We start from the raw sequence: 14802 nt of genomic DNA, 5'->3' as shown, positions 1-14802 counted from the left end.
AGCCTCGCCTCCGACCAGGAATCGTGAGGACGTCCCCATGACCTCGTCCAGACAGGACCGCATCGCGGCACTCCCCGCCCACCTGCGGGAAAAGCTGCGCGCGCGGATGGCGGGAACGGCCGGGGCGGCTCCGGAGATCCCGGCCGCCGACCGTTCCCGCCCGCTGCCGCTGTCGTCCGCTCAGCGCCGGCTGTGGTTCCTCAGCCGGTTGCGCCCGGACGACCCGGAGTACAACAGCGCCTTCGCCCTGCGCCTGACCGGTGTGCTCGACGTCGCCGCGCTGGCGGCCGCGCTCACCGCGCTGGTCGCCCGGCACGAACCGCTGCGCACGACCTTCGCGGAGGCCGGCGGTGAGCCCGTGCAGCGGATCGAGCCGCCGTACGAGGTCGCGCTGCCCGTCGCCGACGTCGCGCCCGCCGATCTGGACGCGGTGCTGCGCGCCGAGTACGCGAAGCCGTTCGACCTCGGGCGCGGGCCGCTGCTGCGCGCGCTGCTGGCCCGGCTCGGGCCGGCCGAGCACGTGCTGCTGGTGAGCGTCCACCACATCGCCACCGACGGCGCGTCGATGGGGGTGCTCACCGAGGAGCTGGGCGTGCTCTACCGCGGCGGGGACCTGCCTGCGCAGGCGGTGCAGTACGCGGACTTCGCGGCCTGGCAGGACGCACGCCCGACGCGCCCGGCCGGGCTGGCGCACTGGAAGCGGCAGCTCGACGGCGTCACCCCGCTGGACCTGCCCACCGACCGGCCACGGCCGGCCACCCGGGGCACGGCGGGCGCGGTGACCGAGTTCGCCGTGCCCGACGCCGTTCTCGCGCGGCTCGCCGAGCTGGCGCGGGCGTCGGAGACGACGCTGTTCACCGTGCTGCTGGCCGGCTGCCAGGCGCTGTTCGCCCGCTACTCGGGGCAGGACGACATCGCACTCGGGACGGTCGTGCAGGGGCGCGACCGGCCGGAGCTGCAGCGGGTCGTCGGGTTCTTCGTCAACACGGTCGTGCTGCGCTCGGCCGTGGATCCGGCGGTGCCGTTCACCGAGCACCTGGCGGTGGCCAAGCAGACCGTGCTGGACGCGTTCGCCCACGACGACGTGCCCTTCGACGAACTGGTCGACGCCGGCCGCGACCCGGGCCGCAACCCGCTGTTCGACGTGATGGTCCTGCTGCACACCGCGACCGGCGACGGCGTGTCGCTGCCTGGCCTCGCGGTGGAAGCGGTGGGCGTCGGGCGCGACTCGTCCAACTTCGACCTGACGGTGGAGTTCGAGGAGTCCGGCGGGAAGCTGGCCGGGCTGGTCGAGTACAGCACGGAGCTGTTCGACGCGGCCACGATCGACCGGCTGGTCACGCACCTGGTGCGGTTGCTGACGGCGATCGCGGCGGACCCGGCGCGGCCGGTCGCCGAGCTGCCGCTGATGACCGGGGAGGAGGAGCGGCGGCTGCTGGTGTGGGGGACCGGAGAGCCGCGGCCGGGTGCCGCCGGCACCGTCGTCGATCTCCTCGACCACCAGGCCCGCACCCGCCCCGAGGCGACCGCGCTCGTCTGCGGTGCCACCCGCCTGACCTTCGCCGAACTGGCCGCCCGCACCGACGACCTCGCCGCGGACCTGGCCGCCCGGGGCGCCGGGCCGGACCGGGTCGTCGCCGTGCTCCTGCCGCGGTCGGCCGACGCCATCGTCGCGCTGTTCGCCGTGCTCAAAGCCGGTGCCGTGCACCTCTCGATCGACCCCGGCCTGCCACCGGAGCGGATCCGGGTGCTGCTGGCCGACACCGACCCGGTCGTCGTCCTGGACGACACCACCGCGCGCGGGGGCACGCGTCCCCGGAGCCCGCACCCGGCCGACGCCGCGTACGTCATCCACACCTCCGGCTCGAGCGGGACCCCGAAGGGCGTCGTCGTCGGGCACGCGGCACTCGTGAACCTGCTCGCCGACCACCGCGCCGTCTTCGGCCGCGAACCGCTGCGCGCGGCCTTGACCGCGACCCTGTCCTTCGACACCTCCTGGGAAGGCCCGCTGCTCCTCGCCGACGGCCACGAACTGCACCTGATCGACGAAGAGACCCGCCTCGACCCGGCCGCGCTGACCCGGTACGTGCGCGACGAGCGCGTCGACTTCCTCGACGTCACCCCCTCCTACCTGCGCCAGCTGCTCCCGGCCGGCCTGCTGACCGGCGGCCACCGGCCGCGGTTCCTCATGGTCGGCGGCGAGGCCCTCACCGAAGACCTCTGGCGCGAGCTGGCCGCCGCCGACACCTCGGCGCACAACTACTACGGCCCCACCGAGTCCACTGTGGACGCCACCCGCGCCCCGATCACCAGCGAGCGGCCGGTGATCGGGCGGCCGCTCGGGAACGTGCGGGCCTACGTGCTCGACGGCCACCTCCGGCTCGTCCCGCCCGGTGTCCCGGGTGAACTCTGCCTCGCCGGCGCCCAGCTCGCCCGCGGCTACCTCGGCCGCCCGGGGCTGACCGCGGACCGGTTCACCGCCGACCCCTTCGGCGCGCCGGGCACCCGGCTCTACCGCACCGGCGACCGCGCCCGCTGGACCACCGACGGTCACCTGGAGCACCTCGGCCGCCTCGACGACCAGGTCAAGGTCCGCGGCTTCCGCATCGAGCCCGGCGAAGTCGAAGCGGCGCTTCGCGAGCAACCCGGCATCGCCGACGCCGCCGTGGACGCGCGCGGCGGGCGGCTCGTCGCCTACGTCGTCGGCGACCCCGGCGGGCTGCGCACCGCCCTCGGGCGGACGCTGCCCGCACACCTCGTCCCGGCCGCCTTCGTCGCGCTCGACCGGCTGCCGCTCACCCGGCACGGCAAGCTGGACCGCCGTGCCCTGCCCGACCCCGAACTCACCGCCGCCACCGGCTACGTCGCCCCGCGCACCGAGCGGGAGCAGCTGGTCGCCGACGTCTGGGCGGAAGTCCTCGGCGTCGAGCGCGTCGGCGTCGACGACGACTTCTTCGACCTCGGCGGCGACTCCCTGCGCGGCATCCGGGTGGTCGCCCGGCTGCGGGACGCGCTCGGCACCGAAGTCCCGGCACGGCTGATCTTCAGCGCGCCGACCCCGGCCCGGCTGGCCGCCGAGCTCCCCGACGCGGCGGTCCCCACCGAACGGATCCCGCTCCTGCCGCGCGACGGCGGCCGCCTCGAAGCGCCGCTTTCCTTCGCCCAGCAACGGCTCTGGTTCCTCGACGAGTTCGAACCGGGCAGTACCGAGTACGTCTCGCCGACCGCCCTGCGCCTGCGCGGCGAGCTGGACACCGCCGCGCTCGACCGCGCCTTCACCGCGCTGGTCGCCCGCCACGAATCCCTGCGCACCACGTTCGCCACCGTCGACGGCCACGGCGTCCAGATCGTCCACCCGCCCCACGCCGTCCGGGTGCCCGTCACCGACGGCGACCTCGGCTCCGCGCTGGCCGGCGCGTCCGGCCCGGTGGACCTGCACACCGGGCCGCTGCTGCGGGTCGCGCTCACCCGGCTCGCCCCGGACGACCACGTGCTCACCCTGGTGCTCCACCACATCGTCACCGACGGCTGGTCGGCCGGCGTGCTGCTGCGCGAGCTGGCCGCGCTCTACCGCGACGAAGAACTGCCGCCGCTGCCGATCCAGTACGCCGATTACGCGGTCTGGCAACGCCGCCGCCTGGACGGTGCCGAACTCGAGGAGCAGCTCAGCTACTGGCGCCACCGCCTCGACGGCGTCCCGGTGCTGGACCTGCCGACCGACCGGCCGCGCCCGGCGGTCCGGACGAAGAACGGCGCCCTGCACGAATTCCGCATCCCCGCCGGGACCACCGCCCGCTTGCAGGAACTGTCGAGGCAGCACGGCGGCACCCTCTTCATGACCCTGCTCGCCGCCTGCCAGCTCCTGTTCGCCCGCTGGTCCGGGCAGCGCGACATCGCCGTCGGCACGGTCGTCTCCGGCCGCGAGCGCACCGAACTGGAGGGCCTGGTCGGCTTCTTCGTCAACACCCTCGTCCTGCGGTCCACAGTGGACCTGCGCGAAGGCTTCGGCGACTTCCTCGACGGCGTCCGCGACACCGTGCTCGACGCGTTCGCCCACCAGGACGTCCCGTTCGACCGCGTCGTCGACGACCTGCAGCCCGACCGCGACACCAGCCGCACCCCGCTGTGCCAGGCGATGGTCGTGCTGCACAACACCCCGGACGCGCGGCCCGACCTGCCCGGGCTCGGCGTCGAAGAGCTGGCACCGCCGGTCGTCACCGCGGGTTTCGACCTGATGGTCCACTTCCAGGAGACGGCCGGGCGGCTCGACGGCGTCGTCAACTACAACACCGACCTCTTCGACGCGGCCACGATCGAGCGGCTGACCGGCTGGCTCGACACCCTCCTGGCGGGCATCGCCGCGACCCCGGACCGCCCGCTCGCCCGGCTGCCCTGGACCACCGCCGCCGACCGCGACCTCGTGCTGACGCGGTGGAACCCCACCGCCGTCCCCGCGCCCGCGCCGACGCTGCCCGAGCTGTTCGCCGCGCAGGCCGCCCGCACGCCGGACGCCGTCGCGGTCACCAGCGGCGGCACCGAGCTGACCTACCGCGAGCTGGACCGGCGCGCCAACCGCCTCGCCCACCGGCTCGCCGCCGAGGGCGCCGGGCCGGAACGGCTGGTCGCGCTGCGGCTCCCGCGCTCGGCCGACCTCGTGGTCGCGGTGCTCGCCGTGCTGAAGGCGGGGGCCGGCTACCTGCCGATCGACCCCGCCTACCCGGCCGCCCGGATCGAGGCGATGCTGGCCGACGCGAAGCCGGTGTGCGTCGTCGACAGCGCCGCCGCCGACGGGCACCCCGACACCGATCCGGGCGTCCGCGTCGACCCCGGCAACACCGCCTACGTCATCTACACCTCGGGCTCGACCGGCGTGCCCAAGGGCGTGCTCGTCCCGCACGCGAACGTCACCCGCCTGTTCTCCTCGACCGCGCCCTGGTTCGAGTTCGGCGAGCAGGACGTCTGGACGCTGTTCCACTCCTACGCCTTCGACTTCTCGGTGTGGGAGCTGTGGGGCGCCCTGCTGCACGGCGGGCGGCTCGTCGTCGTGCCGGCGGACGCCGTCCGCTCGCCGGAAGAGTTCCTCACGCTGCTGGCCGAGCAGCGGGTGACCGTGCTGAACCAGACACCTTCGGCGTTCTACCGGCTGGGCGCGCTGCCGTCCGCGCCGCTGAGCCTGCGGTACGTGATCTTCGGCGGCGAGGCGCTGGACGCGTCCCGGCTCGCCGAATGGCGCCGGCGGCACCCCGGCGGGCCGCGGCTGGTGAACATGTACGGCATCACCGAAACCACCGTGCACGTCACCTACCGCCCGCTGGACGAGCACGGCCCGGCCACCGCCGGCGTGCCGATCCCGGACCTGCGCGCGTACGTCCTCGACGCCGATCTCGCGCCGGTCCCGCCCGGCGTCACCGGCGAGCTGTACGTCGCCGGTGCCGGTCTCGCGCGCGGCTACCTGAACCGGGCGGGCCTGACCGCGTCCCGGTTCGTCGCCGACCCGTTCGGCGCGCCGGGCACGCGGATGTACCGCACCGGCGACCTGCTGCGCTGGACCGCCGGCGGCGAGCTGGACTACCGCGGCCGCGCCGACCAGCAGGTGAAGATCCGCGGCTTCCGCATCGAGCTCGGCGAGGTCGAGGCGGCGCTCAGCGCGCACCCCGACGTCACCGGCGCCGCGGTGCTCGCGCACGGCACCGGGGACGCGCGGCGGCTGGTCGCCTACCTCACCGGCGCCGTCCCCGGCACCACCGCGCTGCGGGAGTTCCTCGCCCGGTCGCTGCCCGCGCACATGGTCCCGGCGGTGTTCGTGCCGCTGGAGAAGCTGCCGCTCAACGCCAACGGCAAGCTCGACCAGCGCGCGCTGCCCGAGCCGGGGGCGCGCACCGAAACCCGGTACGTGGCCCCGCGCACGGACGTCGAGACCACGCTCGCCGCGGTGTGGTCGGCGGTGCTCGGCGTCGACCGGGTCGGCGTCGAGGACAACTTCTTCGGCCTCGGCGGCGACTCGATCCTCAGCATCCAGGTCGTCGCCCGGGCGCGGCAGGCCGGGCTGACGGTGTCGTCGAAGGACCTGTTCCGCCACCAGACCGTCGCGGAACTCGCCCGCGTCGTCACGGCCGGCGCCCCGGTGGTGCCGGTCCCGGCCGACCCCGGCGGACCCGCGCCGCTCGGGCCGATCCAGTCGTGGCTGTTCGAGCACCTGCCCGAACCGTGGTGGCTCACCATGTCCGTCCACCTCGTGCTGTCCTCGGTGGACGTTCCCGCCCTCGTTTCGGCGCTGCGCCGGGTCGCCGAGCGCCACGACGCCCTCCGGATGCGGTTCTCCCGCGTCGACGGCGGCTGGACCCAGGAGCCCGCCGAAACCGAAGACGCCGACCTGCTGCGGCAGGTCGATCTGTCCGAAGTGGACGACGTGCCGGCCGCCCTGCACACCGAAGCGCTGCGCGCGCAGACCTCGCTCGACATCGCCGCCGGACCGGTGTGGCGCGCGGTGCTGTTCACCTTCGCCGGCCGCCCGCCGCAGCTGTTCCTGACCGCGCACCACCTCGTGATGGACGGGGTCTCGTGGCGCATCCTGCTCGCCGACCTCGACCGCGCCTACCACGGCCGGGTCCTGGAGCCGGTCGGCACGTCGTACACGCACTGGGCCCGCACCTTGGCCGGGCACGCGGCACGAGGACGCCTCGACAACCAGGCCGAGTACTGGAAAACTGCCCTGCGCGAGGCGCGGACGGACATCCCGGTCGACTACTCCGGCCGCGCCACCGCCCGATCGGGGCGCGCGGTCTCGGTGTCACTTGGCCGGACCGAGACCGCGGCGCTCCTCCAGGACGTACCCGCGGCGTACCGGACCGAGGTCAACGACGTCCTGCTGAGCGCCCTCGGCCGCGCGCTCGCGCGCTGGACCGGCCGCGAGCGCGTCGTCGTAGCGATGGAAGGCCACGGCCGCGAGGAGCTCGCCGCGCCGCTCGAACTGTCCCGCACGATCGGCTGGTTCACCGCCCAGTACCCCCTCGCGCTCACCGTCCCCGGCGGCGGCTGGGGCGAAGTCCTCAAGAGCGTCAAGGAACAGCTGCGCGCGGTCCCGGACAAGGGGGCGGGGTACGAAGCCCTGCGCTACCTGGGCGACGCCGGGTTCGGCGACCACCCCACACCGCGGATCTCCTTCAACTACCACGGCCGCTGGGACGTCGGGACCGACGACGACGGCTGGTACCGCGGCCGGGGCGAGAGCCTCGGGCACGACGCCGACCCGGACGGCACCCGGCCCTACCTGCTCGACGTCATCGGCGTCGTCGAGGGCGGCGAACTGCACCTCACCTGGGAGTACTCGACCGAAGTCCACGACGAAAGCACCGTCCGCGCCCTCGCCGAAGAGACCATCGAAGGCCTGCGCGGCATCATCGCCCACTGCGCCGGCGCCGGCGGGCGCACACCGTCGGACTTCCCGCTGGCCCGGCTCGACCAGGCCGCCGTCGACCGCCTGGCCGGCGACGGCCGCGAAGTCGAGGACATCTACCCGCTCACCCCGCTGCAGGCCGGCATGCTGTTCCACAGCCTGGTCGACCACGGCTCGAACGCCTACTTCGACCAGTTCCGGCTGCGCCTCGCCGGGGTCGGCGACCCGGCGGCGCTCGCCGAGGCGTGGCAGCGCGTCGTCGACCGCACGCCGATCCTGCGCACCAGCACCGTGTGGGACGGCGTCGACGAGCCGCTCCAGCGCGTCCACCGCGACGTGCGCGTCCCGGTCACGCACCACGACTGGCGCGGCCGCCAGCCGGAGGAGCAGCAGGCGGCCCTGACGGACCTGCTGGCCGCCGACCTGGCGGCGGGCATGGACCTGACGTCGCCGCCGCTGATGCGCCTGGCCATCGCGCGGCTCACCGACGACGAGGTCCAGCTGCTGTGGACCTCCCACCACGTCCTGCTCGACGGCTGGAGCACGGCGCAGGTCTTCGGCGAGGTCGTCGAGCAGTACGCGGCGATCGCCGACGGCCGGGCCGCGCGGCTGGTGCCCCGCAGGCCGTTCCGCGACTACCTGGCCTGGCTCGCCGACCAGGACCACAGCGAGGCCGAAAACCACTGGCGCGCGGCGCTTTCCGAGTTCACCACGCCCACGCCGCTGCCCTACGACCGGCAGCCCCGCGAAGCCCACCGCGCCGAGTCCGCGGACGCGGTGCTCGTCGAGCTCACGCCCGAGGAGTCGGCCGGCGTGCACGCCGCGGCGAAAGCGGCCGCGCTGACGGTGAACACCGTCGTGCAGGGCGCGTGGGCGGTCCTGCTGTCCCGCTACGCCGGGGAATCCGACGTGCTGTTCGGCACCACGGTGTCCGGCCGCCCGGAGAACCTGCCGGGCGTGGAGGCGATGATCGGCATGTTCATCAACACCGTGCCCACCCGCGTCGAGGTCCGAAGTGGACAACCGGCGGCGGAGTGGCTGCGCGAGCTGCAGACCGCGCAGGCCGAAGCGCGGCGCCACGACTTCCTGGCCCTGTCACAGGTGCAGGCGTTCTCCGGCGTCCCGGCGGGCACCGCGCTGTTCGACAGCGTCGTGGTGTTCGAGAACTACCCGATCGAGGACAGCGGGCAGGACGGCGTGCGCGTGGCCGACGTCGATTCCCTCGACACCACGAGCTTCCCGCTGAACCTGACCGCGTACCTGCACGACCGGCTCGGCCTGGAACTGTCCTACGACCCGCGGTTGTTCGACGCCGCCACGGCGCACCGGCTGGCCGGGCAGCTCGCCGGGCTCGTCCGCGCCTTCGCCGCGGACCCGGAGTGCCGCCTCGGCGCGTTGTCGTCGCTGACCCCCGCCGACCGGCGCGACCTGCTGGCCCGGGGTCGCGGCGAGCCGCGCGAAACCCCCGGGGGCACGGTCCTGGACGTGTTCGAGGCGACCGCCGCCCGCATCCCGCACGAGACCGCGCTCGTCTTCCGCGACACGGTCCTCGACTTCGCCGAGGTGGACGCGCGGGCCACCCGCCTGGCGCGCGAACTCGCCGCCCGGGGAGCCGGACCGGAGCGGGTGGTCGCGGTGGCGCTGCCGCGCTCGGCCGACGCCGTCGTCGCGGTCCTGGCGATCTTCAAGGCGGGGGCGGTGTACCTGCCGATCGACCCCGGCCTGCCCGAGGAACGCGTCCGGTTCCTGCTCGACGACGCCCGGCCGGTGGTCGTCCTCGCACCCGATGAGCTGAAGGGGACGTTCCCGGCGTCGGATGAGCTGAAAGTCCCCTTCAGCCCGCCTTCGGCCGCGTACGTCATCTACACCTCCGGCTCGACCGGCACGCCGAAGGGCGTCGTGGTCGAACACCGCGCCCTGGTGAACCTCCTGGCGGCCCACCGCGGAGCCTTCTTCGGCCGCTCGCGGCAGCGGTTCGCGCTCACCGCGTCCCTGTCCTTCGACACGTCGTGGGAGGGGCTGCTGGCGCTGGCCGACGGGCACGAGCTGCACGTGCTCGACGACGACACCCGGCTCGACCCGGCGGCCGCCGTCCGCTACCTCCGCGACCACCGGATCGACCTGCTCGACCTCACCCCGGCCTACCTGCGCCAGCTCGTCGACGCCGGGCTGCTGACCGGCGAGCACCGGCCCGGCACGGTGATGGTCGGCGGCGAGGCGACCGGCGAAGCGCTCTGGCGGGAGCTGGCCGAGTCCGGCGTGGCCTGCCACAACTACTACGGCCCCACCGAAGTGACGGTCGACGCGGTCCACGAGCCGGTGACCGGGGACCGGCCGCTGATCGGGCGGCCCCTGCCGAACCTGGCCGCGTACGTGCTCGACGACGGCGGCGAGCCGGTGCCCGCGGGGGTGCCGGGGGAGCTGTTCCTCGCCGGGCCCCAGCTCGCCCGCGGCTACCTCGGCCGCCCGGGGCTGACCGCGGACCGGTTCGTGGCCGATCCCTTCGGCCCGCCCGGCAGCCGGATGTACCGCACCGGCGACCGCGTCCGCTGGACCGGTGACGGCCGGCTCGACTACCGCGGGCGCGTCGACGACCAGGTCAAGATCCGCGGCTTCCGCGTCGAGCCCGGCGAAGTCGAAGCGGTCCTGCGCCGGCACCCGGCGGTCGCCGACACGACCGTGGCCGCCCGCGACGGCCGGCTCGTCGCCTACGTCGTCGGCGAGACCGGCGGCCTGCGCGACTGGCTGCGGGAGCGGCTGCCCGGCCACCTCGTGCCCACGGCGTACGTCGCCCTCGACGCGGTGCCGCTGACCCGGCACGGCAAGGTCGACCGCCGCGCGCTGCCCGCCCCCGGGCGGGAGGCCGCCGCCGGGTTCGTGGCCCCGCGGACGGACACCGAACAGCGGCTGGCCGCGATCTGGGCCGGCGTGCTCGGGGTCGACCGGGTGGGCGTCGCCGACAGCTTCTTCGAGCTGGGCGGCGACTCCCTCCTCAGCATGAAGATCACCTCACGGGTGCGCGCCGAACTCGGCGTCGAAGTCTCGCCGCGCGTGCTCTTCACCGCGCCGACGCTGGGCGCGTTCGCCGCCGCCCTGCCGGCCGGGCGGGTCGCGGTGGACCCGATCCCGGTCGTCGCCCGCGACGGCGCCCTCCCGCTTTCCTTCGCCCAGCAGCGGTTGTGGTTCCTCGACGAGTTCGAACCGGGCGGTACCGAGTACCTGTCGCCCACGGCGCTGCTGCTGCGCGGCGACCTCGACGTCGAGGCGTTGCGGCGGGCGCTGGACACGCTCGTGGCGCGGCACGAGTCGCTGCGCACGACGTTCGGCGCGGTCGACGGACGCGGCGTGCAGTACGTGCGGGAGCCGTACCCGGTCGAACTGCCCGTCGAGGACTACGCCGAGGAGGCGCTCGCGCGGGAAGCCCTGCGGCCGTTCGACCTGCGCACCGGACCGCTGCTGCGGGCCCGGCTGTTCCGGCGGGCGCCCGGCGAGCACGTGCTGCTGCTGGCGCTGCACCACATCGTCACCGACGGCTGGTCGGCCGGGGTGCTGGCCACCGAGCTCGACACCTGTTACGCCGCCCACCTCCGCGGTGACGAGCCGGACCTGCCGCCGTTGCCGGTGCAGTACGCGGACTTCGCGGCCTGGCAGCGTGACCGGTCCGAACCGGCCGAGCAGCTGGCGTACTGGCGGGACCGGCTGGCCGGGCTCGCCCCGCTGGAGCTGCCCACCGACCGGCCGCGCCCGGCCGTGCGCACCACCGAAGGGGAGTGGCTCGGCTTCGACGTCCCGGCCGGCGTCGCCACGAAACTGCGCGAGCTGGCGAGTGCCCAGGGCGGCACGCTCTTCATGACGCTGGTGGCCGCCTGCCAGGTGCTGCTGGCCCAGTGGGCCGGGCAGGACGACGTCGCCGTCGGCACGGTCACGGCCGGCCGGGACCGCGCCGAGCTGGAGCGGCTCGTCGGCTTCTTCGTCGGGACGCTGACCCTGCGGTCCACAGTGGACACCCGGCGGTCGTTCCGGGAGTTCCTGGCCGAGGTGCGCGAGACCGTGCTCGACGCGTTCGCGCACCAGGACGTGCCGTTCGAGCGGGTGGTCGACGCGGTGCAGCCGGTCCGCGACCCGAGCCGGACCCCGCTGTTCCAGGCCATGGTCGTGCTGCAGAACACCGGCGACCGGCCCGGCGGCGGCGCGCTCGTCGCCGGCGAGGTCGCGCTGCCGGCGGCGTCGGCGCCGTTCGACCTGCTCGTGCAGTTCGAGGACGACGGCGGCGCGCTGAACGGCGCGATCAACTACAACACCGGCCTGTTCGACCCGGCGACCATCGACCGGCTGGTGGCCCGCCTGCGGGCGTTGCTGACCGCCCTCGTCGCCGACCCGGACCGCCCGCTGGCGGCGCTGCCGCCGTTGCCCGCCGCCGAAGCGGACCGGCTGCGCGCCTGGAACGCCACCGCGCGGGCCGTCCCGCCGGCGTCGCTGGCCGAGCTGGCCGAAGCGCAAGCGGACCGCACCCCCGGCGCGGCCGCCCTGGTGTCCGAAGACGAGGCGGTGACCTTCGCGGAGCTGAACGCGCGGGCGAACCGGCTGGCCCGGCTGCTCGCCGAGCGCGGCGCGGGGCCGGAGCGGGTCGTCGCCGTGCTGCTGCCGCGGTCGGTCGCGCTGGTCGTCACCGAACTCGCCGTCGCCAAGACCGGCGCCGCGTTCCTCCCGGTCGACCCCGGCTACCCGGCCGAGCGCATCCGGTTCATGCTCGAGGACGCCGAGCCGGTGCTCGTGGTCGACACCGAGCTCGACGCGCCGGGCCACCCGGACACGAACCTCGGCCGGCCGGTCGACCCGGACGCCCCGGCGTACGTGATCTACACGTCCGGTTCGACCGGCCTGCCCAAGGGAGTCGTCGTGACCCACCGCGGGCTGGCGTCGTTCTCCGCGGCCGAGGTCGAGCACTGCGACGTGCGCGCCGGGGACCGGGTGCTCGCGTTCAGCTCCCCGAGCTTCGACGCGTCGATCCTGGAGCTGTGCCTCTCGCTGCCCGCCGGGGCGGCGCTGGTCGTGCCGCCCGAGGGACCGCTGCTCGGCGAACAGCTCGCGGATGTCCTGCGGCAGCAGGGGATCACGCACGCGCTGATCCCGCCGGTCGCGCTGGCCACCGTGCCGGACGTCGCGTTGCCGGACTTCCGCACGCTGCTCGTCGGCGGGGACGCGTGCCCGGCCGAGCTGGTGCGGCGGTGGGCGCCGGGTCGCCGGATGATCAACGCCTACGGCCCGACCGAGGCCACGGTCGTCACCTCGTGGAGCGCGCCGCTCGAACCGGGCGGCACCCCGCCGATCGGCCGGCCGATCCCGAACACCGCGGTGCACGTCCTGGACGCGGCGCTGCGGCCGGTGCCGATCGGGACCCCGGGCGAGCTGTACGTCAGCGGCCCGGGCCTGGCCCGCGGCTACCTGCACCGGCCGGGCCTGACCGCGGACCGGTTCGTCGCGAACCCGTTCGGCGCGCCGGGCACCCGGATGTACCGGACCGGCGACGTCGTGCGCTGGACGGCGGCGGGCGAGCTGTCCTTCGCCGGGCGCGTCGACGAGCAGGTCAAGATCCGCGGGTTCCGGGTGGAGCTCGGCGAGATCGAGACCGCGCTGCGGACGCACCCGGACGTGCGGGAAGCCGTCGTGGTCGCCCGGGAGCTCGACGGGCACAAGCGGCTCGTCGCCTACGTCGTCGGGGAGGTGGCCGAGCTGCGTGCCCACCTGGGCGAGACGCTGCCGGACTACCTGGTGCCGTCGGTGTTCGTGCCGGTGGACGCCGTGCCGGTGACCGCGAACGGCAAGGTCGACCGGCGGGCGCTGCCGGAGCCGGACCTGACGGCGGTGCGGACCGCGGAGTTCGTGGCCCCGCGCACCGAGCGGGAGGAGCTGCTGGCGACGGTGTGGGCCGGCGTGCTCGGCCTGCCGCGGGTCGGCGTGACGGACAACTTCTTCGAGCTCGGCGGGGACTCGATCCTCGCCATCCAGGTCGTGCACCGGACGCGGCAGGCCGGGCTGGCGATGCGGTCGAAGGACCTGTTCACCCACCAGACGGTCGCCGAGCTGGCCACCGTCGTGCACGAGGCCGAGGCCGCCGTCGAGGAGCGGGAGGCCGTCGTCGGCGACGTCCCGCTGACCCCGATCCAGCAGTGGTTCTTCGACGGGGAACCGGCGAACCCGGCGCACTTCAACCAGTCCGTGCTCGTCGAGCTGGCCGGGCCGGTGGACGAAGAAGCCCTGCGGCAGGCGCTCGACGCGGTGATCGCGCACCACGACGCGCTGCGGCTGCGGTTCGAACGGACCGGGGACGGCTGGACGCAGCACAACGCGCCGGTGGAGGCGGGCGCCGTGCTGCGGGTGGTGCCCGAGGACGACCTCGAGCGGGCCGCCGACGACGCGCAGGCGAGCTTCGACCTCGCGCACCCGCCCCAGCTGCGCGCGCTGCTGTCCGGCCGGCTCCTGTTCCTCGCCGCGCACCACCTCGTCGTCGACGCGGTGTCGTGGGGCATCCTGCTGGAGGACCTGGAGCGGGCGTACCGGCAGATCCAGGCGGGGGAGAAGCCCGACCTCGGCCCGAAGACGACGTCGTTCCGCGACTGGGCGCACCGGCTCCGGGAGTTCACCGCTTCCGGCGGCCTCGACGGCGAACGCGAGCATTGGGCGCGCGACCTGCCCGGCTGCGCGGTCCCGCGCGACCGGACGTCGGCTCCGCCGGGCGCCGACCTCGTCGCGGTGGCGATCGACGAGCGGGCCACCGATGCGCTGCTGCACCTGGCGCCGGGCGCGTACCGGACGCGGATCAACGACGTCCTGCTCGCCGCGCTGGCCCGGGCGCTCACCCGCTGGACGGGCGAGCCGGCCGTGTCGGTCGACCTGGAAGGGCACGGCCGCGAGGAAATCCTCGAGGGCGCGGACCTGTCGCGGACCGTCGGCTGGTTCACGACGCTGTTCCCGGTGGCGCTGACGATCGACCCGGCCGCGGGGTGGCGCGATCTCGTGAAGGCGGTCCGCCGCCAGTTGCGCGCGGTACCGGGCAACGGTTTCGGGTTCGGCGCCCTGCGCTGCTTCCGCGACCCGGACCTCGGCGGGCAGACCCCGGAGGTGGCGTTCAACTACCTGGGCCAGGGCGACCACGCGGGGGAGGGGGACGGCCTGTACCTGCGCGCCTACCCCCCGATCGGCCGCGAACAGGACCCGGCCAACCGGCCACCACACGTCCTGGAGGTCGTCGGCGGCGTCCGCGACGGGCGGCTGGAGTTCTCCTGGTACTACCGGCCGGACCTCCACGAGCGAGCCACGGTGACGGCCGTCGCGACCGACTTCGCCGCCGCACTGCGCGCAATCGCGGCCGACTGCCGAGGAGACCGCCCGTGACCCGCGGCGAC

At 74.9% G+C, this 14802-nt stretch carries 1 protein-coding gene; it reads left to right on the top strand.

The genetic code is table 11. The features are described 5' to 3' along the window. Positions 1-37: 37 nt before the first annotated feature. Positions 38-14791, top strand: a complete 14754-nt coding sequence (locus AB5J73_RS39330) for a non-ribosomal peptide synthase/polyketide synthase (protein ID WP_370963939.1) — start codon at positions 38-40, stop codon at positions 14789-14791. Positions 14792-14802: the final 11 nt, after the last annotated feature.

This window comes from Amycolatopsis sp. cg9 (assembly GCF_041346945.1).
GTDB lineage: Bacteria > Actinomycetota > Actinomycetes > Mycobacteriales > Pseudonocardiaceae > Amycolatopsis.
Note: the sequence above shows the minus strand (reverse complement) of the source record. Positions and strands in the feature narration are given on the sequence as shown.

What these genes read in the sequence shown, in the direction of transcription:
- AB5J73_RS39330 (WP_370963939.1), top strand. Translation starts at nt 38, where the DNA reads ATGACCTCGTCCAGACAGGACCGCATCGCGGCACTCCCCGCCCACCTG.